The following is a 22,990-nucleotide window of genomic DNA, read 5'->3' on the forward strand; positions in this document are numbered from 1 at the left end:
TGTTGATTAAGCGTAACGCTGCGCAAGCTCGGCAAAGGCGTCACCTCTGGCCATAAAGTTTTTAAACTGATCAAAACTGGCACAAGCAGGCGAAAGCATCACCATATCACCACGACGCAGCTGCGGTTTGATCGATACGATAATCTCTTCCATCGATGAATAGAACTGAGCCGATGGATGCAGTGGCATGAATTGCCCACCGTCAACGCCAAAACAGCACAGTTTTACGTTCAATGTTTTTAGTATCGGTGCTAATGGCGAGAAATCAGCGCCCTTGCCAACGCCCCCCACAAGCAGATACAAAGTCCCTTGGCAATTTAACCCCGACAACGCCGCTTGAGTGCTTGCGACATTGGTCGCTTTCGAGTCATTGACCCATTTTACGCCGTGATTATCAGCAACAACCTGACAACGATGTGTCAGCCCGCGGTAAGATTTCAATGCATCAAGCGCAGATGAGTAATCAACACCCGCCAAATCGAGCAGTGCGAGCACAGTGAGCACGTTAGCACTATTGTGTCGTCCCACTAAGCTGAGTTCCTCGCTTGCCAACAATGGCGTGCCTTTCGCCACTAAGAACGATTTTCCATCAATCATTTTCGTGCAATAGTCCGCGTCATGTTCAACGGAAAAACGTGCGATATGACCTGAAAATGAGGGAGGTTCCGTCTGGCTATCATCGGCGTTCACGACCGCCGCTTGCGCATACTTAAAAATGCGCAATTTAGCTTGGCGATACGATTCCATACCATCGTAGCGATCCATATGATCTTCAGTCAGATTGAGAAAGGCAGCAGAGACGAGTTTTAAACTTGAGGTCGTTTCCAGCTGGAAGCTTGAGAGCTCCAGCACATAAAGATCGGCCTCTTGCTGAAGTAGATCTAAAGCAGGCACACCAATATTGCCGCCAACGGCAACCTTAAGCCCAGCAGCTTTAGCAAGTACTCCGGTTAAATCCGTCACTGTGCTCTTACCGTTGGATCCGGTGATAGCGATAACAGGCTTATCCACCTGCCAAGCAAAGAGCTCAATATCGCCCACCACGGGAATATGTTGCGCTAACGCCTGTTGAATCTCTGGCGTAGCTAAAGCAATGCCCGGATTGGTAACAATCAGGTCAGCGTCAAATAACCAAGCTTGGTTCCAGCTGCCACAATGTAGCTCAACTTGCGAGCTTAAATGTTCTCGACCTGGCGGGTTGTCCCGCGTGTCGATCACCTTAATCGTGAGCGAGCGATCTAAACTCAAAAGGTAGTTCACCACCGAGAGGCCCGTCATACCGAGCCCCACGACCACCACATTATTAACAGTTTGCCAACGATCCATCTTCATTCCATTCAACGCCGTTTTGCTCTATCACTAGCGCACTTTTAGTGTAGCCAAACCCACTAACACCAACACAATTGAGATAATCCAAAAACGGACGATCACACGTGGTTCTGGCCAACCTTTCAATTCATAGTGGTGATGGATAGGGGCCATCCGGAAAATGCGTTGACCACGCAATTTGTAGGAACCGACTTGTAAAATCACCGACAAGGTTTCCATCACAAACACGCCGCCCATGATCACTAACACAAACTCTTGACGAACCAACACCGCAATTGTACCGAGTGCACCGCCTAGAGCGAGTGAACCCACATCGCCCATAAAGACTTGTGCAGGATAAGTGTTGAACCACAGAAAACCTAAACCGGCCCCCACAATTGCAGTACACACCACCACTAGCTCTGAGGCATAAGGAACATAAGGAATATGCAGATAACTGGCGAAATTGACGTTCCCAGTTGCCCATGCAATCACAGCAAAACCGGCAGCAACTAAAACCGTCGGCATGATGGCTAAACCATCCAGACCATCGGTTAAGTTCACCGCGTTACTGGTTCCGACGATGACAAAATAGGTCAGCACAATGTAGAGCAAACCCAGTTGCGGCATCACATCTTTAAAGAAAGGCACCACAAGCTGAGTAGCAGCGGTATCGTTGCCATGTGCATAGAGAGCAAACGCCACTATCAACGCAATGGCCGACTGCCAAAAGTATTTCCAGCGCGCGATCAATCCATCACTGTTTTTACGCACCACTTTGCGATAATCATCCACAAAACCGACGACGCCATAACCAAGCAGCACCGCGAGTACAGCCCACACGTAAGGGTTTGAGAGATCAGTCCACAGCAGTACGGTAATAATGATAGAGGCGAGGATCATCACTCCGCCCATGGTTGGCGTACCGCGCTTACTAAAATGTGATTCTGGACCGTCGTTACGCACTACTTGACCAATTTGCAGTAGTTGCAAACGTTTAATCAAGCGCGGCCCCATCCATAACGACAGAGCAAGTGCGGTTAAAATACTGACGATGGCCCGAAATGAGAGATATTCGAACAGACGAAAAAAAGAGAAGTATGGCTGGAGTAGATCCGCGAGCCAAATAATCATGAGTATTTCTCCTTGAGAGCAGCCACAATTTTACTCATACCCGCACTGTTTGCACCTTTGACAAGTAAGGTATGAGACTCTTGATCGAATTGTGATAATTGCTGCTCGATATAAGCAATCATGTCCGCATGGCTTTCAAAATGGAGGCCATGGCATAGGTCACTGATCACTTTTGCATCGCGACCGTAAGTAAGGACATAGTCAAACTGGAATGGTGCAGCATGTTCACCGACTTGACGATGAAGTGCAAGGCTTTCATCGCCCAACTCAGCCATATTACCTAAAATTAACCAACGCCTTGCAGAGAAAGTGTTAAGTAGATCAACCGCCGCTTTCATCGCTGGAACACTGGCATTGTAACTGTCATCAATCAGTTTCACAGTCGTGCTCAATTGGGTGACATCAACACGCCCTTTCACCTGAGCTAGATGCGCAAGTCCGTACTGCACCTCTTCAAGATTTGCACCCAACTCAATGGCTAATGCCGCCGCAGCCAACGCATTGGAAACGTTATGTTCACCCACAATATTGAGCCCAATGTCAATATGACCGACGGGTGTGATCATTTCAAACTGGGCTTCACCTTGTTCGTTAAGCTTAATACCACGGGCGTAAAAATCTGCCATTTGACGGCTAGAAAAGGTTTTAACGATTTTGTCCGCTAAAATAGCGCTCCACCGCTCACCACCGTGGCTTTCTAAATTAATAATGGCTGTCGCACCTGAAGCAAGGCCTTGATAAATTTCACCTTTCGCCTGTTTTACGCCTTCAATTGAGCCAAAACCTTCCAGATGCGCCGCCGCAACATTGTTCACCAATGCGACATCCGGCTTCACTAAAGAAGTGGTATAAGCAATTTCACCAATATGGTTCGCCCCTAACTCAATCACCGCATACGCATCACTAAGACCAGAGCGAAGCAGAGTGAGCGGCACGCCGATATCATTATTAAAATTGCCAGCAGTAAAGAGCACGCGGCCTTTGGCTGATAAAATATTTGCCACCATCTCTTTGACTGTGGTTTTACCGCAACTGCCTGTAATCGCAGCGGTCGGTGTTTGACACTGATGGTGAACCCAAGCGCCAAGCTGGCCTAACGCCAATTTGGTGTCGGTGACCACCAGTTGAGGAACCGAAACCGCCAAAGGGCGCTGAACCAATAACGCCTTTGCACCAGACGCAACCGCTTGTACAGCAAACTCATGAGCATCAAATTTATCACCGACCAAGGCAACAAAGAGCGCACCGGGTTTGATTTGACGCGTGTCGGTCGAGACCTCAGACACGGTGACATCACAACCAACCAATTGTGCATGCAAAACGTGCGTCAATTGCTGTAAAGAGACTTCTATCATGCACTTATCTCCAGTAAGGTTTGCGCCGTTTCGCGATCCGAATAGTGAATAGTTTGATGGGCCATCACTTGATAATCTTCATGCCCTTTACCTGCCAATAAAATGATGTCTTGCTGATCAGCATGTTGCAGGGCGTATTGCACGGCAGCGTAACGATTGTGTTCAACGTGTGCGCGACTTGCAAACTCAAGCCCTGCCACCATATCTTGTACAATGTCTGCCGGTTTTTCGCTACGAGGGTTATCGTCGGCCAAAATGATCTTATCGGCGCAGCGCTCTGCAATTTCGGCCATCATCGGGCGTTTGCCTTTATCACGGTCGCCACCACAACCAAAAATCGCCCATAGCTGACCTTGGCAATGAACGCGAAGTGCTAATAGTGCTTTTTCCAAAGCATCAGGCGTGTGTGCATAATCGACGACGATCTTCGCACGATTTGGCGCTTGAAAGAGCTCCATTCGCCCTAAGACCGGCTGCAGTTGAGAAGCCGTTGTCATCAAGGCTTGTTTATCAAAACCTAAAGTCAGCATAGCGGCAAAAGCGAGTAGAAGATTGCTGGCGTTAAATTCGCCAATTAACGGCACGCTCAATTCACCTTGACCATAGTAGCCGTCGAAGGTTAATGAAATACCATTATCACTGTAAGAGACCGAGCTCGCCCACAGCGCTTTAGCGCATTGCGGTTGCTGTTTTAAAGAGACGGCAATCGGTGCTTTCAGCTGTGCTAACCAACTCGCACCCACCGCATCGTCGGCATTAATGACAGCGTGTTGGCAGTGATGAGCGGTAAATAAGGAGAGCTTTGCTTTGGCGTACTCTTCCATGGTGCCATGATAATCGAGATGATCGCGGCTTAAGTTAGAAAACACGCCCACAGCGAACTTCAATGCTTGAACTCGCCCTTGAACTAATCCGTGCGAAGAGACTTCCAGCGCAGTATAGCGAGCGCCCTGCTGCGCTAATTGATAGAGTGTTTCTTGGACCTCAATGGCATTACCTGTGGTATTGGCGGCAGGCTGTAAATGGTTAAGAAAACCATTCCCCGTCGTACCCAGCACCGCCGCTTTCTCGCCTAACAAGTCAATCCACTGCGCGATTAATTGAGTAATGGTGGTTTTACCGTTGGTTCCCGTAACCCCAATCAACGTACTGGTCTTCGAGCGGTAAAACCGCGATGCCAGTTGAGATAGATGTTGGTTTAGATCAGCAAGGTAAATCACTAACACGCCATTGACGGTAGTCATACTGCCATGCGGATGCTGCCCACACGCTTGAGCCAATACCAAATTCGCCCCAGCTTGAGTGGCGCTCTCAATAAACTGCCTTCCGTCGATGGCATGGCCGACCACTGCAATAAAGGTATCATTGGGTGATATTTTACGGCTATCGAGCACTAAACGAGTCACCGACAACGTTGAAATAGAATGGCCATCGAGGTCAAGCCAAGGGGCGATGAGATCTTGTAAACACATACTCGGCGTCATTGTGCTTCTCTCTTAATTATTTTTGGAATCGATTTTCATCAGGAGCAACATTGAGGATCTGCAACGCTCCTTTCATTATTTCGGCAAAGACAGGGCCGGCAACGGAACCGCCATAATATAAGTCACCTTGAGGTTCATTCACCATCACCACTAACGAGACTCGAGGGTCGCTCACTGGAGCCACTCCTGCCGTGTAAGCAAAATATTCATCACCATAACCGCCGGCAATCGCTTTGCGCGAAGTGCCTGACTTGGCCGCAATACGATAGCCCGGAACCGCGGCTTGAGTTGCTGTGCCACCGGGTTGGGTAACGGTTTCTAACATTTCCAACACTTTCTTAGCATTAGTTTTATCAACCACTTGGCGTGATAAATCTTGCTGGTTGCTGTCAATAATATGGATTGGTTGGTACTGACCTAAATTGCCTAAAGTGGCATAAGCATGAGCCAACTGAATGGGGGTAATTGACAAACCATAGCCAAATGCCAAGGTGGCAATTTCAAACGGTGACCAACGGCGGCGATTCGGGAAAATACCCAAAGTCTCACCGACGAGGTTTAAACCGGACATTTCACCAAGCCCTACAGAGGTATACATACCTAATAGAGCTTCGAGAGGCATTTCAAGCGCCAGCTTAGCCACTCCGATGTTACTCGATTTTTTCAGAATTAAGGTTAAATCGGCTTTGCCGACTTTTGAGGTATCACGCACTCGACTACCACCGATTTGCATGATGCCATTCCCTGTATCTATCACCGTTTTGTCATTTGCAACGCCATTTTCAAGCGCGGCCAATACTACAAAAGGTTTAACAGTTGAGCCCGGTTCAAAGGCGTCCGTGATCACGCGGTTACGCATTTTAAAACTTTGCCAATCGGAACGGTTATTGGGGTTGTATGAAGGGGCGTTAACCATCGCTAATACTGCACCCGTTTTCACGTCGAGCAAAATGGCCGATGCCGAAGTGGCACGATAGTCCGCTACAGCTTGCTTGACCGCACGAAAGGCGATCGCTTGCAAACGTTGGTCAATGGTCAACGCCAGCGGCTTGCCCTCTTCACGCTCTTCAAGCGAGATATTTTCCACCACTCGGCCATACCGATCTTTACGGATCACCTGTTTGCCAGCTTCCCCCGTCAGCCATTTATCATAGCTGCGCTCAACCCCTTCTAAACCGTGGCCATCGATGCCCGTCACACCAATTAAGTGCGCACTCGCCTCACCAGCTGGATAGTAACGGCGAGATTCGGCCTTTAGCCCCACACCCGCTAATTTAAGTTCGCGAATATAATTGGCCATTGCAGGGCTCACTTGACGCTGCAAATAGATAAAACGGCGGGTTTGGTTCTCTTCAATTTTTTTCAGCAGCTCACTGCGCTTAATGCCTAACACATCAGCCAGTGCGTACCAACGTTCACGTTCAACTAAGCCGCCGGCTTTAAAAATAGCCACAGGATCAGCCCATACTGCATCGACAGGAACACTGACTGCGAGAGGTTCACCATTACGATCTGAAATGATTCCGCGTGCCGATGGCAAGGTTTTGGCTCGGACAGAGCGCATATCCCCTTCGCGGATCAAATTATCCGGTTCGATAATTTGGATGAAGGCAACGCGCCCAACCAATAAAGCGAAAGCAACGAATACAAAAAAGAGGATGAGATAGAATCGCCAACGGATCAAAATAGGAGATGTCGCTTTTTCTTGACGAGGTGCCGCTTGGGCTTTGTCTTTGTTTTTTTTCATTTGAGCGTAATCACCACTTCTTTATCAGAATCAGGTCGCTTCATTTCCAGCTCTTGTTTGGCAAGATTCTGCACGCGGCTATGTTCTGCGAGGGCCGTTTCCTCAAGAATGAGGTTACGCCATTCATTATCGAGCCGCTCGCGCTCAACTAAGGTTTGATCTTTTTCTGAAATCGCCTGCCTAGAATGGTGGGTAATAAACACCACTCCCATCGCACTGGCAAAAATTAACATTAACAAAATAAGCGGCACTCGACCCACCGTAAACAGGTCAAGTGCAATCAGTTTGGTTAAGTTAGGCGGCGACTTAGACATGGACTACAGTTTTTCAGCAACTCGTAATACTGAGCTGCGTGAGCGGGGATTGAGTTCCACTTCTTCTTTAGTTGGCATAATCGCTTTCCCAACTGGTTTTAAGTTGGCTGAGCCCAATGCCTGAATTTGTATTTCTGTTAACGGCAAACCATGTGGAACCTCTGGGCCTTTACTCTCTTTACGAATAAAGCGTTTGACCATGCGATCTTCAAGCGAATGGAAACTGATCACCGATAAGCGCCCTTGTGGGGCTAAGATCTTAGCTGCGCCTTTTAATGCAGTGTCGATCTCTTCTAATTCACTATTGATATAGATACGAAATGCTTGAAATGAGCGCGTAGCCGGGTGTTTTTTCTCTTTAAAGCTTTTCGGCGCGGCTTCTGAAATCAGTTTAGCCAATTGACTGGTGCGCGTCAGAGGCTCTTTTTCATCGTCTTCACGGTAAGCGACAATCGCTTTGGCAATACGGCGCGCGTGCTTGTCTTCACCAAATTCACGAATCACCCAAGTAATGTCGTCCAAATCGGCTTGCGCAAGCCACTGCGAGACAGGGATCCCTGACGTCGGGTCCATACGCATATCAAGCGGGCCATCTTTCATGAAGCTAAAACCGCGCTCGGCATCGTCCAACTGCGGCGAGGAAACGCCTAAATCAAGTAGTACTCCATCCACTTTCCCGACCAGATCGTAGCGCTCAGCGTATTGTGCCATGCCAGAAAATGGGCCATGGATGATAGTAAAACGCGGGTCGTTAATTTTTCCAGCTTCAGCAATCGCTTGTGGATCGCGATCTATGCTGTACAGACGACCATTGTCACCCAACTTAGAGAGAATTGTACGACTATGACCACCACGGCCAAACGTGCCGTCGATATAAATACCGTCTGGTTTGATAGCAAGGCCATCAATGGATTCATTCAGTAGTACAGAAATGTGTTGAAAAGGTTCAGTCATCGTTTTCTCATCGGGCTAAAGCTGAAATATAGCAATCGGCTACGGCGCAAGTATTCAGTTTACTGATTTAACGCCGCATCGCTACCACTTGACGTTGGCATCACGTGATATTGCGCTAAGTTTAGTGCTTACGAAATAATTTTCGTCAATAAAAAGCAAAAAACCCATCATAACCGCAAGAGTTATGATGGGTCTGCAATAGGTGGAGTTGACGTATAAGCCGGGTTCTGTTCCGCTTGCGCGGCAGTAGCCATTCGTCTAGGCCAGCAATCACTCACTGGCTCAAGCAACCTACCCGCTTCCTTACGCGAGCAACGCAATGTGGAAGCCTATTTGGTCTTGCTCCGGGTGGAGTTTACCTTGCTACGAACTGTTGCCAGACGCACGGTGCGCTCTTACCGCACCCTTTCACCCTTACCTGTGCCCATTCCGAAGAAATTGGGCCATCGGCGGTCTTCTCTCTGCTGCACTTGTCGTAGGCTTTCGCCCCCCAGGCGTTACCTGGCACCCTGCTCTATGGAGCCCGGACTTTCCTCCCCTCCATCAGTCTCCTCAGCACAAGGCTAAAGGACATCAATGAAGCAGCGACTACCCAGTCAACTCCGAGGGCGGATTGTATAGAGAAAGATAGGTACTGTCTAGGCTCAAACAACTTCTGTGTTTAATTCACGCTTAAGCGTTTAATTATCCATCGATTTAAAACATCAAGATGCCGCTGGCTAATTAAGCAGATAGGTTTTCAAGCCCCCACTTATAAAGGGCATTTTTCTTAAGGTTATAAATTTCAGCCGCCAATGCGGCCGCTTTTTTCAGAGGCAGCTCTTTTGTCAAAATCGCTAAACTGCGCAACGCTTCGTCTGGCAAGCTATCGTCCACGCTTTCTCTGTAACCATGGATCAGTAACACCATTTCACCACGCTTGCGGTTCTCATCTTCATTAATCCAATTAATCAGTTCGCCTAACGGCAAACCTTGAATCGTCTCGAAGGTTTTGGTGAGCTCGCGGGCTAGCACCACGTTACGATCTGGCCCTAAGATAGCTAACATATCTTGCAGTGATTCACTAATTCGGTGTGGTGACTCATAAAAAATACAGGTGCGTTCAGCCTTAGCGATCTCTAGGAATTTATCTTTACGCCCTTTGCTTTTCGGCGGCAAAAAACCTTCAAAACTGAAACGATCAGAAGGCAAGCCTGATGCACTGAGCGCAGTAATCACAGCACAGGCGCCCGGAAGTGGCACAACTCTCACACCAGCTTGACGACATTGATTGACAAGATGGTACCCTGGATCACTGATCAGTGGCGTTCCTGCATCAGAAACCAACGCAATAGATTGCCCTGATAATAATTTATCGACTAACACTTGTGCTTTTTGCTGTTCGTTGTGATCATGCAAGGCAAAGGTTTTAGTCTGGATATTGAAGTGAGCGAGAAGTCTGCCAGTATGGCGTGTATCTTCCGCAGCGATAACATCAACACTTGAGAGTACTTCAATGGCTCGCTGGGTAATATCACCCAAATTGCCAATTGGCGTAGGAACAATGTAGAGAGTTGGGATCTCTGCTGGCAAGGTTTTGCTATCTGTCATTTGTTTACCATCACTTCAACGATTAATATAGAGACAATTTTACACGGAATAACGAAAGAACTCATGGCTATGAAGAACCATCCGAGACTCAGTGTACCACGCTTATTCACGCCCGTTGCATTAGCAATGGCTTTGGCGGCGTGTTCGTCTTCACCATCGACGCCCACCTCAGTCGATATTACGCAAGATCCCACCAAGTCAGCGCAAACTTACTTGATGCAAGCAGATAGTAGCCAAGGTTCACTGCAAAATGATTGGTTGATCATGGCTCTTAAAGCCGCCATTAACGAAAACAACAGCGAACAAGCGCAACTGTTGATTATGCGCTTAGCCAAACAGTCGCTCTCTGAAGCGCAACAAGCTGAATGGCAAATGGCTAAGGCGCAGTTGTTGAGTAATGCGGAGCAGTTTTCACAAGCGCTCTCTCAGCTTAATTTTCAGGCTTGGTGGAAGCTAAGCCCTGAAACATGGGCTCAATACCATCAAATGCGCGCCGATATTTTTACCGCACTCAGCCGCCCTTTTGATTCAAGTAGGGAGCTTATTGCATTAAGCACTTACGTTGATGATGCCGAGCAAGAGGCGATTGCCGATCAAATTTGGCTCAATTTCAATCATTATAGCGAACGTGAAATTACCCAATTAAATCCAGAGCCTAACGAAAACGTGCTCGATGGCTGGCTACAACTGGCTGTATATATGAAAACGCTCAATAGTAATATTCCGCAGTTGAAGAATACGCTCGAAAAATGGCTCGTGGAAAACAGCAATCACCCAGCGGCTCGTTATACGCCTAAAGCGATACAAGATATTCTAGCGCTGGAGATCATCAAGCCCACTAACACCGCGTTGTTACTTCCTCTTTCAGGAAAGTTTGCCACGCAAGCTCAACTGATCCGTGATGGCTTTATCATGGCGATGATGAATGACCGTAACCGTGACCTCAATGCTACCTTGACTGTGATTGATACCAATGCCGAAGACGCCGCGCTCATAGACAAGCAATTGATTGAAAAAAACATTGATTTCATTGTTGGGCCACTCATCAAAGAGAACATCGAGAATCTACATAAGCTTCAACAAGCACGCTTAACTTCTATCCCTACGCTGGCGTTGAATATTCCAGACCAAATTGAAGATCATCCTAACACTTGCTATCTTGCACTTTCGCCAGAGCAAGAGGTTGAACAAGCCGCTAAGTATCTGTTTAGCCAAGGCTATCAATACCCTTTAATACTCGCTCCTCAAGGTAATTACGGCCAGCGTGTAGTAGAAGCGTTTAACGCAGAATGGCAAAAATACAGCAAGAATAAAGTATCGGTGAACCTATTTGGTGATAAGCGTCAATTGCAACGCAACATTAACTCAGTATTTGGTCTACAAGATAGCCAACAAAATATCGCGCAAATGGATGCGTTGATGGGTATTGATTTGCAAAGCCTGCCCCGCAGTCGTCGTGATATCGATTCGGTTTATATCGTGGCTAACAGCGCAGAATTGACTTTAATTAAACCCTTTATCGAGGTCGCAATTAACCCTGACACTAAGCCACCCAAACTGTTCTCAAACTCTCGTAGTAACAGTGGTAACACACAGTATGAAGACCTCTCTGGTGTAACTTATAGCGATATTCCATTACTCATTCATCCCAATTCAATGCTGGATAATGAAATGAACCAATTGTGGCCAAAGAACTCCAATAGCGAGCGACGCTTACAAGCATTAGGTATGGATGCTTATCAGTTAATGATTGAGTTGCCACAAATGAAAGTCGTCGAGGGGTATAGTATCGATGGCAAAACAGGCACATTAAGTATTGATGAGCAATGCGTGGTACAGAGAGAGATCAGTTGGGCGGTGCATGGCGCTCTTTAGCCGCCGAGCAGTTGGTCAACAGTATGAAACCGCAGCCAAACACTATTTATTAGGTTGTGGTTTGGCTTTTATTGAACAAAACTTCAATACCAAAGTCGGTGAAATCGACCTCATTATGCGAGATAAAAACACCTTAGTGTTCGTAGAGGTTAAATACAGAAAAAACCAATGTCATGGGCATGCCGCAGAAATGGTTACTACCGCAAAAATGGCAAAGTTGATGAAAACCGCGAATTTATGGCTACTGAAACATGGCCTATCGCCCTATGACACCGATTTTCGTTTCGATGTGATCGCCATCCACCAAGATGTGCACCACATTGAGTGGATTAAAAACGCAATAACTCAAGGATAAACGATGCTCGACAGCATTAAAGACAGTTTTACCGAAAGCATCCAAATTCAAATTGCGGCTGCTGAAGCACTACCCCATGCGATCACGCATGCTGCACAAGCCATGGTGGCAACGCTACTTAACGGTCATAAAATTCTCTGTTGCGGTAATGGTGGCTCTTCGGCCAATGCCCAGCTTTTTTCTTCTTGCTTACTGAACCGTTTTGAAACTGAACGTCCGAGTTTACCCGCCATTGCATTAACCGCAGACAATACCACGTTAACCGCAGTTGCTAACGACTATCACTACCAAGAAATATTCTCGAAACAGGTACGTGCATTTGGTCAACCTGGTGATGTTTTGTTGGCTATTTCAACAAGTGGTAACAGCAAAAACATCATTAAAGCGATGGAAGCGGCTGTGACTCGTGATATGACGATTATCGCTCTCACAGGCAAAGACGGCGGAGAAATGGCTGGTCTTCTAGGTGAAAATGATGTGGAGATCCGCATCCCCTCGCAGCGGACGGCTCGAATCCATGAAGTTCATATGGTCACCCTACACTGCTTATGTGACTTGATTGATCAAGTCCTTTTCCCTTCTCATGAAGAATAGACAATGAATAGATTAAAACTTTCACTCATTCTACTGTTGAGCTTTGCTGTATCAGGTTGTGCAGGAGTTATCCTTGCTGGCGCGGCAACAACAGCGAGCCTAGTAACAGACCCTCGAACCACTCAAGAAATTTGGAATGATAATAACATCGAATTTGAAGTAGCAGGTATCGCCAATAAAGCCCCCTTTAACGGAAAAACTCGCATTACGGCCAGTTCTTATCAAGGGATTGTCGTGTTGATGGGACAAGCTGAAAACTCCGGATTACTCAATGAGTTTGAAAATAAAGCACGTGAGACAAAAGGGGTCAAAACCATTCATAATCAAGTCAGAATAAAAGCGCCTTTATCAATTGGCGAAATCAGTAACGACAGTTGGATTACGACTAAAGTAAAATCAGCGCTGTTGGCCAATTCTGAACTGAACACAATCAAAATCAAAGTAATCACAGAAAATAGAGAAGTATTTTTACTTGGCTATGTCTCGGCAGAACAGGCTAATCTAGCCAGTGATATTGCTCGAAACATATCAGGCGTAAAACAGGTGATTAAGGCATTTCAATACAGCGAATAACCTAGGTTATCCTTTGTTTTTTTTAGAAAAAAAGCAGCGAATATCGCTGCTTTTTCGATCATGACTGCTTAATGTGTGAAAATGAGTTACTTAATAACTCTTAAGCTTGGTTTTCCCTTCGGCCGAGAGGTTTCTTGTGCTCGAGTCTCTAATAATTCCTCATCTTCTTGAGAAGCAACGCTTAACATCGGCTCTTGTTCAGATTCCTCTGTTATGCCCGCTTCTAGATAAGGGATATAGGCCTCTTCCGGTTCAAACATAGTACCTGCACCGTTTTCACGTGCATAGATAGCTTGCACTGCGTACAAAGGCACTATGACCGAATGAGGACGTCCGCCAAAGCGAGCATTGAACGTAATCGCTTCATTGCCAAGCTCAAGGTTACCTATCGCTCTTGGGGCAAGATTAAGGATAATTTGTCCATCTTGCACAAACTCCATCGGCACTCGTACACCCGTAAGAGTAGCATCCACAACAACATGAGGAGTCAATTCATTTTCTAATAGCCAATCATAAAATGCTCTAAGCATATAAGGTCGGCGAGGAGTCATTTGAGAGATATCCATCAAACTGCCTTAACGAACTAAACGCATCTCACGTTCAGCTTCTGTTAAAGAAGCCAAGAATGAATCACGCTCAAAAACACGATTCATATATACTTTAAGCTCTTTAGAGCCAGGACCAATCAGATCAATACCCAAAATAGGTAAGCGCCATAGTAATGGAGCTAAATAACAGTCAATGAGGCTAAACTCTTCACTCATGAAATATTCGTATTCCGCGAACACAGGACCAAGAGTAAGCAGATCATTGCGTAATTTATTACGAGCAGCTTCTGACTCTTCCGCATTGCCCTTCACGACTTTCTCAGCCAGTGAGTACCAGTTTTTCTCAATACGGTAAATCATCAAACGGCTATTACCACGAGCCACAGGATAAACAGGCATCAGCGGTGGATGAGGGAAACGCTCATCTAGGTATTCCATGATGATCTTTGAGTCATAAAGAGCAAGCTCACGATCAACTAACGTTGGTACTGTCTTATATGGGTTTAGCTCAATAAGGTCAGCTGGCAGATTGGTTTCATCAACTAATTCTACTTCAACACTGACACCTTTTTCCGCTAGAACAATACGTACCTGATGACTATACATATCAGATGCACTCGAAAATAGCGTCATCACAGAACGTTTATTGGCAGCTACAGCCATGGAGCCCTCCAGCACACTTACAGATATAAAAACAATGGAGGCCAAGCCTCCATTGAAGATTCTAAAAATTAGAAATTAACGCCGCATGGTAGCACAATTAATGCACATCACGCCAATATTCTTTCTTCAATAGAACAACCACGATAGTAAATAGCACAAGGAATGCCATTACCCACCAACCTAAAGTTTGACGTTCAAGCTTGACTGGTTCTGCTGAATATTCAAGGAAGTTAACAATGTCACGGACCGCTTGATCATACTCACTTTGGCTCAGCTCACCCGTTCCATCAGACTCGGCACCAATAACAGCCTTGACTTCCTCGCCATTGACAAGATGAGTACCATAAACTGGTTGTGGGATCCCTTGTAGCTCTTCAAGCACATGAGGCATACCGACACTTGGGAATACGATGTTGTTTACGCCAAAGGGCCGGCTAGGATCGGCATAAAATGAACGAAGGTAAGTATACAACCAATCTGTTCCTCGAACACGAGCCACAAGCGTTAAATCTGGTGGTGGTGCACCAAACCATTTCGATGCCGACTTATCTGGAATCGCATTCTCCATCAGTTGACCAATTTTGGCATTCGGATCAAAAATCAAATTCTCTTTCATCAAATCCGAGGGAATATTCAAATCATTCGCTACACGCTCATAACGCTGGTACTGAGTTGAGTGGCAACCAAAACAGTAGTTCATGAATAGCTTTGCACCATGCTGCAGTGATGCTTGATCTGTTAAATCATTATTTGCTTTATCTAAATGTACATTTGCGCCAGCTGCCAAAGCAAGAGATGGCAGCATTGCAAACAAAATTACAATCCACTTTTTCATTTAAATGTCACCCTCTCTGGTAATGGTTTCGTTGCTTCATTTTTGCTGTAGAAGAACAACAAAACAAAGAACATGAAGTAACCAACGCTAAATATACGTGCAAGCATTGTGTAAGTGGCTGTCGCAGGTAACGCACCTAAAACACCTAACGCAATAAAGCAGATAGTGAACTGAATAATATTGATTAAGTGGAACTTACTACGATAACGGTAAGAACGAACCTTACAACGATCCAGCCATGGCAATAAGAACAACACCACAATCGATGCACCCATCGCAGCCACACCAATTAACTTATCAGGAACAGCACGTAAAATTGCATAGAAAGGCGTGAAATACCAAACAGGTGCGATGTGTGCTGGCGTTTTTAGTGGGTTTGCCGCTTCAAAGTTAGGCGGCTCAAGGAAGTAGCCCCCCATCTCTGGGTTAAAGAACAACACATAACAGAACAGGATTAAGAAACCGGCTACACCAATAAGATCTTTCACTGTCCCGTAAGGATGGAATGGAATCGAATCAATGATGTCGTATTTCTTGGTGTAGTAGTCGTGAAATTTAAACTGCGTTTTATAATCATCGCCCATCGACCCTTTTGGTACTTTGGTTTCGATACCGTCAGGGTTATTAGAGCCGACTTCATGCAGTGCTAATATATGGAGAACAATTAGCAACAATAAAACAATAGGTAAAGCAATCACATGCAGTGCAAAGAAACGGTTCAGAGTGGCACCTGAAATAACGTAGTCACCACGTATCCATAGAGTTAAATCATCGCCGATAACGGGGATTGCACCGAACAAAGAGATAATAACTTGCGCTCCCCAATAGGACATTTGTCCCCATGGTAGCAAGTATCCCATAAAGGCTTCGGCCATCAACACTAAGAAGATCAGCATGCCAAATAGCCATAGCAGCTCACGAGGCTTCTGATAGGAACCGTAAATTAAGCCACGGAACATATGTAGATAAATCACCACAAAGAAAGCTGAAGCGCCAGTGGAGTGCATATAACGCAGTAACCAACCATACTCAACATCACGCATTATGTATTCAACAGATGCAAAAGCCCCTTCACCTGATGGCACATAGTTCATGGTTAGCCATACGCCAGTGAGCAGTTGGTTAACAAGAACCAACATGGCTAACGATCCAAACAAATACCAAAAGTTAAAGTTTTTCGGCATTGGATATTCAGATAGGTGTTTTTTGTAAGCGTTCATTGCAGGTAAACGCTTTTCTACCCAATCAAGTAAAACTTGCATTATGCAGCCTCCCCGGTCTCATCTAATCCTATGACAATACGAGTATCGCTAAGATACATATATTGAGGGATAACCAAGTTTAGTGGTGCCGGAACACCTTGAAAAACTCGACCCGCCATATCAAATTTAGAACCATGGCAAGGACAGAAAAAACCAGATTTAACCCCTTGAACTTGTTCACTAAAAGAATCAGGCAAATAAGTAGGTGAACAGCCAAGGTGAGTACAAATACCCACAGCAACGAAATATTCAGGTTTAATCGATCGATAAGCATTTTGCGCATAATTAGGCTGCTGCTGCTCATCCGATTGAGGATCTCGAAGTTGGTTTTCGATATCTTTTAGCCCATCGACCACTGATTGAGAGCGACGAACAACCCAAACAGGTTTTCCTCGCCACTCAACACGAACCATTTGCCCCTCTTCAAGTTTACCGATTTCAACTTCAACGGGGGCTCCAGCCGCTTTGGCTTTGGCACTTGGGTTCCAAGATTTAATAAAAGGAACGGCGACAGCAGCAGCTCCTAACCCTCCGACAACGGCTGTTGTCGCGGTTAAGAAACGTCTGCGACCGTTATTTAAAGGCGCATTGCTCATCCAAACATTCTCCCATTTGCTCCCTGTGGATTATTATTATTCCGCTTATCAAGAGCATGGCTAACAAAATACGAATCTAGTTGTATTTATTTGATGGCAAATCATAAATAAAACCCTACTTTTTGACAAGATAAAGCTACCTTTTCGTAACATTCGTGAAGTAAATCGCACGTGAGGTCACAAAAGGAAGATTAAAGAGCAAGAACCAAATGATGTGATTAAAAAAATGAGTGTTTGCTAACACCAAAAAACAAAAAGCCCGGTATAAATACCGGGCTTTTGAACCACAATCCAGTAACACTGGAAGCGAATCTTTTGAAAAAAGATTAACGCTTAGAGAATTGTGGTTTACGACGTGCTTTACGCAGACCAACTTTCTTACGTTCAACGCAACGAGCGTCGCGAGTAACGTAGCCAGCTGCACGTAGAACAGGACGTAGTGATTCGTCGTATTCCATTAGAGCGCGAGTGATACCGTGACGGATAGCACCAGCTTGACCAGAAATACCACCACCTTTAACAGTGATGTATAGATCTAGTTTCTCAGTTAGTTCAACAAGCTCAAGAGGTTGTTTAACAACCATGCGAGAAGTTGGACGACCAAAGTAAACATCAAGGCTACGCTTGTTGATTACAATGTTGCCGCTGCCTGGTTTAATAAAAACGCGTGCAGCTGAGCTTTTGCGACGGCCAGTGCCGTAGTATTGATTCTCTGCCATTTTCGAAATCCCCAATTAGATGTCTAGTACTTTTGGTTGTTGAGCAGCATGGTTGTGCTCAGCGCCAGCGTAAACTTTCAGCTTACGGTACATAGCACGGCCTAGAGGACCACGTGGTAGCATACCTTTAACCGCTAGCTCAATAACCATCTCTGGCTTACGAACAATCAGCTTGTCGAAAGTGATTGATTTTAAGCCGCCTGGAAATTCAGTGTGACGGTAGTAAGTTTTAGCTGCTGCTTTGTTACCAGTTACAGTAACTTTCTCAGCGTTTACAACGATGATGTAATCACCAGTGTCTACGTGAGGAGTGTATTCAGCTTTATGTTTGCCACGTAGGCGAGATGCAATTTCACTTGCTAGACGACCTAGAGTTTTACCCTCAGCGTCTACGATATACCAGTCGCGTTTTACAGTTTCTGGTTTAGCAACGAAAGTTTTCATGCTAATAATAACCCGTTAAATAAAATTTACACTAAAAGGAGCATTAAAATGCCCCCACTGTCTAAGAGTCCAAAGTTACCCCTTCGAGCGTTTGGTTTCTCTCGGCCTCTCGTTTCACAGAAACAGGCCTGCAGTAACGGTGGGTCGCAGGATTATAGGGAAGTCAGTAGAAAAAATCACCTCTTTTTGAACAAAATCACGAATTTTTTATTTTGCTTTAAAAGTGTTCGGATTGAGCTAGGCCAGATGTTCCCTTGATAAATACTCATGACTTTGCATTTCAATTAACCGCGACTGACAACGTTTGAATTCAAACTCAAGTTGCCCATGCAGATACAGATCGTCCAGCGCCACTTCGGCGGAGATAATTACTTTTACATGTCGTTCGTAAAATTCATCAATCAACGCAATAAAACGCCGCGCTGCATCATCGATGGCGCGATCCATTTGCTTCACATCAGCCAGCAGTACTGTATGGTAAATTTTGGACAACTCAATGTAATCGTTTTGGCTTCTCGCCGTTTGGCATAACTGTTCAAATGTCGCATGTAAAATACCATCACTAGCTTTTACAACAGAGAGGGTGCGATGATTGATTTCAATCTCACTGCGTGCTTCTTTTTTCTCGTCACCAACCAATTGCCGATAGTAATGTTGTAAATTGTGGCTTGCTGCTTCATCCAATGGATAGTGGTAAATTTCCGCTTGCTCTAATGTTCTTAAGCGATAATCAATGCCACTATCGACGTTCAACACATGACAGTGTGATTCAATCAAAGCAATTGCAGGGAGAAAGCGTGCTCGCTGCAAGCCGTTGCGGTATAAGTCGTGCGGCGGAATGTTCGATGTCGCCACTAAGATAATGCCGCGCTTAAACAGTGCTTGAAACAAGGTACCCAAAATCATCGCATCGGTAATATCTGATACAAAAAATTCATCAAAACAGATAATTTCCGTTTCAGACTTAAAAATATCGGCAACCTTTTCTAAAGGCTCTTCAACTCCAGCCTGCGCCTTCAACTCATCATGAACTCGGTACATAAAACGGTGGAAATGCACTCGCATTTTGCGAGTGGTTGGCAGAGCTTCAAAAAACGTATCCATTAGATAGGTTTTTCCTCGCCCGACACCGCCCCAAAAATAGAGCCCTTTAGGTAAGTTAGGCTGTTTAGGTTGGCGGCCAAGCCATTTAGTCCAAACCGCGGAGGGCTTAACTGGTTGGTTAAGATAATCCTGAAACTGATGGTAGAGTAAATCCAGCGCATCGACGGCGCTTTCTTGAGCAGAGTCTCGTTGAAAACCGAGTTTTTTTACATCGTGTTCATATCGCTGTTTTGGTGTCATGACCGCCTACTGCACTAAAGAAAATGGAAACTGCTATTTCGTGTATTTCGCTTTATTGGCTAGAGCAGTCATAGTAACATGTCCAAGCGACGTGTGTAACCAACAGGTAAAAAACATGTTAAATAACAACAATAAGGAGCTGTTATGCCTTGGATATATGCCATTGTAGGCTTGCTAGTAGGGGCTGTGTTGGGAATGGTCATTTCACGATTGACTACGCCTCAATATAAAAACCAAAAGTCTCTACAAAAAGAATTAGATAACGCGAAATTTAGTTTGGAACAACAACGCCAAGAATTGTCGGATCATTTTGCTCAAGCGGCAGAAATACTCGATACACTAGGTAAAGATTATACAAAACTGTATCAACACATGGCCAAAACATCGTCCGAAATTCTGCCGAATATGCCAGAGCAAGATAACCCATTTATCAAAAAAATCGCTCTGCATAATGATACAGATAAAAGCAACGATGACATTTTGGAACAGCCACCGAAAGATTATGCCAATGGCGCAACAGGGCTTTTTAATACCCCCAAAAAAGAGATCATTCATTCTGCAGACGTGGTTAAGGTGAAAGCCGTTTAATCTGAATTCATGAACTTTATAAAGGTTTTTGAGTCATAAACCTCACGAGAGTGTTGAAGTTTTGTCTTTCGTACAAATATTAAACTTCGAACACAGTTATTCCAAAGGAGCTTATGATGAAAAAACCTTTACTTCTTTTAACCGCTCTATCGTTAAGTTTAAGTTCAATCATCACCCCACTACCCGCAATGGCAGCGCTACCCTTTTCTGTCAGTGGTGAGCAACTGCCGAGCTTAGCACCGATGCTAGAGCAAGTGACACCAGCGGTTGTGAGTATCTCAGTTGAGGGAACTCAAGTCTCCCATCAACGTTTACCCGAGCAGTTTCGATTTTTCTTTGGTCCTGATTTTCCAATCGACCAATCGCAAGAGCGGCCATTTAGAGCATTAGGCTCTGGTGTCATTACTGACGCAGACAAAGGTTATGTTGTGACTAATTATCACGTCATCGATGGCGCTGATAAGATTCGCGTCAAACTATACGACGGCCGAGAATACGATGCGGAGCTCGTCGGTGGTGATAAAATGTCCGATGTCGCGCTGATCAAACTAAAAAAAGCAAAAAATTTAACCCAAATTCGTATCGCAGATTCAGACAAGCTGCGTGTAGGTGATTTCACTGTCGCGATCGGGAACCCGTTTGGTCTTGGTCAAACGGTGACTTCCGGCATTGTTTCTGCGCTAGGACGAAGTGGACTTAATCTTGAAAACTTTGAGAACTTTATTCAGACCGATGCCGCGATTAACAGTGGCAACTCTGGTGGTGCCTTAGTCAATCTCAATGGTGAATTGATTGGGATTAATACCGCGATTCTTGGGCCGAATGGTGGCAACGTTGGGATAGGTTTTGCAATACCATCAAATATGATGAAAAACTTGACCGAACAGATCTTAGAATTTGGTGAGGTAAAACGTGGCGTGCTCGGCGTTCAAGGGGGTGAAATAACCTCTGAACTGGCTGAAGCGCTAGGCTATGAGTCAAGTAAAGGGGCGTTTGTTAGCCAAGTTATCAAAGATAGCGCCGCCGATAAAGCAGGGATCAAAGCGGGTGATGTCATCACAGCTATTAATGGAAAAAACGTTTCTACCTTCAATGAATTAAGAGCCAAAGTGGCAACATTAGGTGCAGGTAAAAAAATCACAATCGATGTTATCCGCGATGGTAAAAGCAAAACCTTCGACGTAACCTTGAGTGAAAACAACACCACAACCAAAGCAGAGCAACTGCACTCGGGGTTGACTGGTGCGGCACTGACCAATACGACGGATCAAGACCCAATCGCTGGCGTTAAAGTGACTGCTATAGAGAAAGGGTCAGCGGCAGAAGCGTATCAACTACAAAAAGAGGACATCATCATTGGTGTTAACCGCCAACGAGTGAAAAACCTCGCACAATTACGCGAAATTTTGGAGAAAAAGCCGAGCATACTTGCGCTGAATATCCAACGAGGTGATAGAACCATTTACTTGGTTATTCGCTAATTAGTGAGAATCTCTTGTAGAGTGATCAGGGCAGCATTTGAATGCTGCCCTTTTCTTATTCAATCATGTAGTGCTATTCTTCCTCTCTCAAGCTCAGGTGTAAAATAAGCTGAGTATATAGCGGGTTTTGTTTGGGGAAGATATGCTTAACTTTTTACTTCGTTCAGTGGGGCTTGGGCTTCTCGCTGCTGTTGTTATTTTACTAGCGGTTCCCTCGCTACGTTCAAATGTTCTCCCGCAAATCGCGGCCGAAGAGTCTCCCAATGCGCTCTCTTTGCAAATTTCGTTTAACCAAGCCGTTCGCCGCGCCGCACCTGCTGTAGTCAATATTTACAACCAAAAATACACCGAAAGCGATCGCAGTAAACTGTCGATTCAAGGGTTAGGCTCTGGTGTAATTGTGAGCGAGAAAGGGTACATCATTACTAACTATCACGTAGTAGCCCAAGCCGACCAAATCGTAGCGGCCTTACAAGATGGCCGTCTCGCAGCCGCGCAATTAGTAGGCAAAGATCGACGCACGGATATCGCAATTTTGCGAATCGAAGGAACGAACCTTCCCGTTATTCCACAAAATCCCAATTACTCGGTGAAAGTTGGCGATGTGGTACTGGCCATTGGCAATCCATACAACCTTGGACAAACCACTACTTTTGGTATCATTTCTGCCACTGAACGTTCATCAGTCAGTACCGATGGACGTCAAGCTTTCATCCAAACTGATGCGGCCATTAATGAAGGCAATTCAGGTGGAGCTTTGGTCAACACTCAAGGAGAGCTCGTAGGTATTAATACGGCTTCGTTTCAACAAGCAACTGAAATGAAAACCGATGGTATATCATTCGCGATTCCCTACAAATTAGCCAATACCATTATGGAAAAAATCATTGCTGATGGACGCGTGATTCGCGGCTATATCGGTATTGATGGGCAAGATATTACTCCAGTAACATCTCGCTTACTTGGCAGTGAACATATTGGCGGTATAGTTGTGTTGGGCATTGACCCCAATGGCCCTGCGGAAACGGCTGGTTTTAAAGAGCGGGACATTATTCTAAAAATTGGCGGTAAAAAAATTAATGGTCGCAAGAGTGTGATGGAAATTGTCACTGACTTGCGCCCAGGTACCGTTGTCGATGTGCTCATCTTACGTAAAGGTGAAGAGATGACACTTCCCGTGACAATTGTTGAAGACCTACGCGAATAAAACTAAGCCACCAAAAACAA

General features: G+C 45.4%; 23 protein-coding genes and 1 other RNA gene. 7 read left to right on the plus strand and 17 right to left on the minus strand.

Annotated features, from left to right (window positions below; genetic code table 11):
* Positions 1-6: 6 nt before the first annotated feature.
* The 9 genes from murD to rsmI all read right to left on the minus strand — a co-directional run bounded on the left by murD (position 7) and on the right by rsmI (position 9,886).
* Positions 7-1,332: a UDP-N-acetylmuramoyl-L-alanine--D-glutamate ligase gene (gene murD / locus PL85_RS01840; protein WP_412766526.1), complete on the minus strand. Its 1,326-nt coding sequence runs from the start codon at positions 1,330-1,332 to the stop codon at positions 7-9.
* 27 nt (positions 1,333-1,359) lie between these two features.
* Positions 1,360-2,442, minus strand: a complete 1,083-nt coding sequence (gene mraY / locus PL85_RS01845; protein WP_017046513.1) for a phospho-N-acetylmuramoyl-pentapeptide-transferase — start codon at positions 2,440-2,442, stop codon at positions 1,360-1,362.
* The gene (locus tag PL85_RS01850) at positions 2,439-3,797 is read right to left on the minus strand and encodes a UDP-N-acetylmuramoyl-tripeptide--D-alanyl-D-alanine ligase (protein ID WP_115339275.1); all 1,359 of its coding nucleotides are present in this window, start codon (positions 3,795-3,797) and stop codon (positions 2,439-2,441) included. Before PL85_RS01850 ends, mraY begins: the two co-directional genes overlap by 4 nt.
* A complete protein-coding gene (gene murE / locus PL85_RS01855; protein WP_115339276.1) occupies positions 3,794-5,281 on the minus strand; it encodes a UDP-N-acetylmuramoyl-L-alanyl-D-glutamate--2,6-diaminopimelate ligase in 1,488 nt (495 codons plus the stop codon). Before murE ends, PL85_RS01850 begins: the two co-directional genes overlap by 4 nt.
* A 16-nt stretch (positions 5,282-5,297) precedes the next feature.
* Complete coding sequence (locus PL85_RS01860; protein ID WP_013856076.1) at positions 5,298-7,028, minus strand: peptidoglycan glycosyltransferase FtsI; 1,731 nt, start codon at positions 7,026-7,028, stop codon at positions 5,298-5,300.
* Positions 7,025-7,342, minus strand: a complete 318-nt coding sequence (gene ftsL / locus PL85_RS01865) for a cell division protein FtsL (protein ID WP_010318013.1) — start codon at positions 7,340-7,342, stop codon at positions 7,025-7,027. The genes PL85_RS01860 and ftsL overlap by 4 nt, the downstream gene beginning before the upstream one ends.
* A gap of 3 nt (positions 7,343-7,345) precedes the next feature.
* Positions 7,346-8,296: a 16S rRNA (cytosine(1402)-N(4))-methyltransferase RsmH gene (gene rsmH, locus PL85_RS01870; RefSeq protein ID WP_010318016.1), complete on the minus strand. Its 951-nt coding sequence runs from the start codon at positions 8,294-8,296 to the stop codon at positions 7,346-7,348.
* Positions 8,297-8,496: 200 nt separating this feature from the next.
* Positions 8,497-8,900: RNase P RNA component class A (rnpB, locus tag PL85_RS01875), an RNA gene on the minus strand.
* A gap of 119 nt (positions 8,901-9,019) precedes the next feature.
* Positions 9,020-9,886, minus strand: a complete 867-nt coding sequence (gene rsmI, locus PL85_RS01880; RefSeq protein WP_013856074.1) for a 16S rRNA (cytidine(1402)-2'-O)-methyltransferase — start codon at positions 9,884-9,886, stop codon at positions 9,020-9,022.
* A 69-nt stretch (positions 9,887-9,955) separates the two neighbouring features.
* Between rsmI and PL85_RS01885 the strand changes: the two genes are divergently transcribed.
* The 4 genes from PL85_RS01885 to PL85_RS01900 are packed head-to-tail and all read left to right on the plus strand — an operon-like array spanning position 9,956 to position 13,283.
* Positions 9,956-11,761: a penicillin-binding protein activator gene (locus PL85_RS01885; protein ID WP_115339891.1), complete on the plus strand. Its 1,806-nt coding sequence runs from the start codon at positions 9,956-9,958 to the stop codon at positions 11,759-11,761.
* The gene (locus PL85_RS01890) at positions 11,748-12,116 is read left to right on the plus strand and encodes a YraN family protein (protein ID WP_017046509.1); all 369 of its coding nucleotides are present in this window, start codon (positions 11,748-11,750) and stop codon (positions 12,114-12,116) included. The genes PL85_RS01885 and PL85_RS01890 overlap by 14 nt, the downstream gene beginning before the upstream one ends.
* Before the next feature lie 3 nt (positions 12,117-12,119).
* Positions 12,120-12,710, plus strand: a complete 591-nt coding sequence (locus PL85_RS01895; RefSeq protein ID WP_010318025.1) for a phosphoheptose isomerase — start codon at positions 12,120-12,122, stop codon at positions 12,708-12,710.
* A gap of 3 nt (positions 12,711-12,713) precedes the next feature.
* Positions 12,714-13,283, plus strand: coding sequence for a BON domain-containing protein (locus PL85_RS01900; protein ID WP_017042658.1), 570 nt, complete (start codon positions 12,714-12,716; stop codon positions 13,281-13,283).
* Positions 13,284-13,369: 86 nt separating this feature from the next.
* Here the strand turns inward: PL85_RS01900 and sspB are convergent, their stop codons facing one another.
* The 8 genes from sspB to zapE all read right to left on the minus strand — a co-directional run bounded on the left by sspB (position 13,370) and on the right by zapE (position 19,694).
* Positions 13,370-13,849, minus strand: a complete 480-nt coding sequence (gene sspB / locus PL85_RS01905) for a ClpXP protease specificity-enhancing factor (protein ID WP_026027949.1) — start codon at positions 13,847-13,849, stop codon at positions 13,370-13,372.
* A 9-nt stretch (positions 13,850-13,858) separates the two neighbouring features.
* Positions 13,859-14,494 carry a stringent starvation protein SspA gene (sspA, locus tag PL85_RS01910; RefSeq protein WP_026027272.1) on the minus strand — a complete coding sequence of 212 codons (636 nt, stop codon included), beginning with the start codon at positions 14,492-14,494 and terminating at the stop codon, positions 13,859-13,861.
* A gap of 97 nt (positions 14,495-14,591) precedes the next feature.
* Positions 14,592-15,329 (minus strand): cytochrome c1, encoded by a 738-nt coding sequence (locus PL85_RS01915; RefSeq protein ID WP_115339277.1) that lies wholly within the window; start codon positions 15,327-15,329, stop codon positions 14,592-14,594.
* The gene (locus tag PL85_RS01920) at positions 15,326-16,591 is read right to left on the minus strand and encodes a cytochrome b (RefSeq protein ID WP_017046505.1); all 1,266 of its coding nucleotides are present in this window, start codon (positions 16,589-16,591) and stop codon (positions 15,326-15,328) included. The genes PL85_RS01915 and PL85_RS01920 overlap by 4 nt, the downstream gene beginning before the upstream one ends.
* Positions 16,591-17,187 carry a ubiquinol-cytochrome c reductase iron-sulfur subunit gene (gene petA, locus PL85_RS01925; RefSeq protein WP_010318038.1) on the minus strand — a complete coding sequence of 199 codons (597 nt, stop codon included), beginning with the start codon at positions 17,185-17,187 and terminating at the stop codon, positions 16,591-16,593. The genes PL85_RS01920 and petA overlap by 1 nt, the downstream gene beginning before the upstream one ends.
* A 326-nt stretch (positions 17,188-17,513) precedes the next feature.
* Positions 17,514-17,906 carry a 30S ribosomal protein S9 gene (rpsI, locus tag PL85_RS01930; RefSeq protein ID WP_010318040.1) on the minus strand — a complete coding sequence of 131 codons (393 nt, stop codon included), beginning with the start codon at positions 17,904-17,906 and terminating at the stop codon, positions 17,514-17,516.
* Between the two features lie 15 nt (positions 17,907-17,921).
* Positions 17,922-18,350: a 50S ribosomal protein L13 gene (rplM, locus tag PL85_RS01935; protein WP_010318042.1), complete on the minus strand. Its 429-nt coding sequence runs from the start codon at positions 18,348-18,350 to the stop codon at positions 17,922-17,924.
* Positions 18,351-18,587: 237 nt separating this feature from the next.
* On the minus strand, positions 18,588-19,694 hold the full coding sequence (zapE, locus tag PL85_RS01940) for a cell division protein ZapE (protein ID WP_115339278.1): 1,107 nt from the start codon (positions 19,692-19,694) through the stop codon (positions 18,588-18,590).
* Positions 19,695-19,838: 144 nt separating this feature from the next.
* Between zapE and zapG the strand changes: the two genes are divergently transcribed.
* From zapG to degS, 3 genes are all read left to right on the plus strand, one after another.
* The gene (gene zapG / locus PL85_RS01945; protein ID WP_013856064.1) at positions 19,839-20,282 is read left to right on the plus strand and encodes a Z-ring associated protein ZapG; all 444 of its coding nucleotides are present in this window, start codon (positions 19,839-19,841) and stop codon (positions 20,280-20,282) included.
* Between the two features lie 116 nt (positions 20,283-20,398).
* Positions 20,399-21,763: a Do family serine endopeptidase gene (locus PL85_RS01950; protein ID WP_115339279.1), complete on the plus strand. Its 1,365-nt coding sequence runs from the start codon at positions 20,399-20,401 to the stop codon at positions 21,761-21,763.
* Between the two features lie 142 nt (positions 21,764-21,905).
* Positions 21,906-22,970, plus strand: coding sequence for an outer membrane-stress sensor serine endopeptidase DegS (gene degS / locus PL85_RS01955; protein WP_026027274.1), 1,065 nt, complete (start codon positions 21,906-21,908; stop codon positions 22,968-22,970).
* Positions 22,971-22,990 lie beyond the last annotated feature (20 nt).

It is taken from the genome of Vibrio anguillarum (assembly GCF_001989995.2).
Taxonomy (GTDB): domain Bacteria; phylum Pseudomonadota; class Gammaproteobacteria; order Enterobacterales; family Vibrionaceae; genus Vibrio; species Vibrio anguillarum.

What these genes read in the sequence shown, in the direction of transcription:
- PL85_RS01950 (WP_115339279.1), top strand. Translation starts at nt 20,399, where the DNA reads ATGAAAAAACCTTTACTTCTTTTAACCGCTCTATCGTTAAGTTTAAGT.
- murE (WP_115339276.1), bottom strand. Translation starts at nt 5,281, where the DNA reads ATGACGCCGAGTATGTGTTTACAAGATCTCATCGCCCCTTGGCTTGAC.
- rplM (WP_010318042.1), bottom strand. Translation starts at nt 18,350, where the DNA reads ATGAAAACTTTCGTTGCTAAACCAGAAACTGTAAAACGCGACTGGTAT.
- PL85_RS01915 (WP_115339277.1), bottom strand. Translation starts at nt 15,329, where the DNA reads ATGAAAAAGTGGATTGTAATTTTGTTTGCAATGCTGCCATCTCTTGCT.
- PL85_RS01885 (WP_115339891.1), top strand. Translation starts at nt 9,956, where the DNA reads ATGAAGAACCATCCGAGACTCAGTGTACCACGCTTATTCACGCCCGTT.
- murD (WP_412766526.1), bottom strand. Translation starts at nt 1,332, where the DNA reads ATGAAGATGGATCGTTGGCAAACTGTTAATAATGTGGTGGTCGTGGGG.
- PL85_RS01860 (WP_013856076.1), bottom strand. Translation starts at nt 7,028, where the DNA reads ATGAAAAAAAACAAAGACAAAGCCCAAGCGGCACCTCGTCAAGAAAAA.
- degS (WP_026027274.1), top strand. Translation starts at nt 21,906, where the DNA reads ATGCTTAACTTTTTACTTCGTTCAGTGGGGCTTGGGCTTCTCGCTGCT.
- rsmI (WP_013856074.1), bottom strand. Translation starts at nt 9,886, where the DNA reads ATGACAGATAGCAAAACCTTGCCAGCAGAGATCCCAACTCTCTACATT.
- sspA (WP_026027272.1), bottom strand. Translation starts at nt 14,494, where the DNA reads ATGGCTGTAGCTGCCAATAAACGTTCTGTGATGACGCTATTTTCGAGT.
- zapG (WP_013856064.1), top strand. Translation starts at nt 19,839, where the DNA reads ATGCCTTGGATATATGCCATTGTAGGCTTGCTAGTAGGGGCTGTGTTG.
- mraY (WP_017046513.1), bottom strand. Translation starts at nt 2,442, where the DNA reads ATGATTATTTGGCTCGCGGATCTACTCCAGCCATACTTCTCTTTTTTT.
- sspB (WP_026027949.1), bottom strand. Translation starts at nt 13,849, where the DNA reads ATGGATATCTCTCAAATGACTCCTCGCCGACCTTATATGCTTAGAGCA.
- ftsL (WP_010318013.1), bottom strand. Translation starts at nt 7,342, where the DNA reads ATGTCTAAGTCGCCGCCTAACTTAACCAAACTGATTGCACTTGACCTG.
- petA (WP_010318038.1), bottom strand. Translation starts at nt 17,187, where the DNA reads ATGAGCAATGCGCCTTTAAATAACGGTCGCAGACGTTTCTTAACCGCG.
- PL85_RS01900 (WP_017042658.1), top strand. Translation starts at nt 12,714, where the DNA reads ATGAATAGATTAAAACTTTCACTCATTCTACTGTTGAGCTTTGCTGTA.
- PL85_RS01895 (WP_010318025.1), top strand. Translation starts at nt 12,120, where the DNA reads ATGCTCGACAGCATTAAAGACAGTTTTACCGAAAGCATCCAAATTCAA.
- PL85_RS01890 (WP_017046509.1), top strand. Translation starts at nt 11,748, where the DNA reads ATGGCGCTCTTTAGCCGCCGAGCAGTTGGTCAACAGTATGAAACCGCA.
- rpsI (WP_010318040.1), bottom strand. Translation starts at nt 17,906, where the DNA reads ATGGCAGAGAATCAATACTACGGCACTGGCCGTCGCAAAAGCTCAGCT.
- PL85_RS01920 (WP_017046505.1), bottom strand. Translation starts at nt 16,591, where the DNA reads ATGCAAGTTTTACTTGATTGGGTAGAAAAGCGTTTACCTGCAATGAAC.
- rsmH (WP_010318016.1), bottom strand. Translation starts at nt 8,296, where the DNA reads ATGACTGAACCTTTTCAACACATTTCTGTACTACTGAATGAATCCATT.
- zapE (WP_115339278.1), bottom strand. Translation starts at nt 19,694, where the DNA reads ATGACACCAAAACAGCGATATGAACACGATGTAAAAAAACTCGGTTTT.
- PL85_RS01850 (WP_115339275.1), bottom strand. Translation starts at nt 3,797, where the DNA reads ATGATAGAAGTCTCTTTACAGCAATTGACGCACGTTTTGCATGCACAA.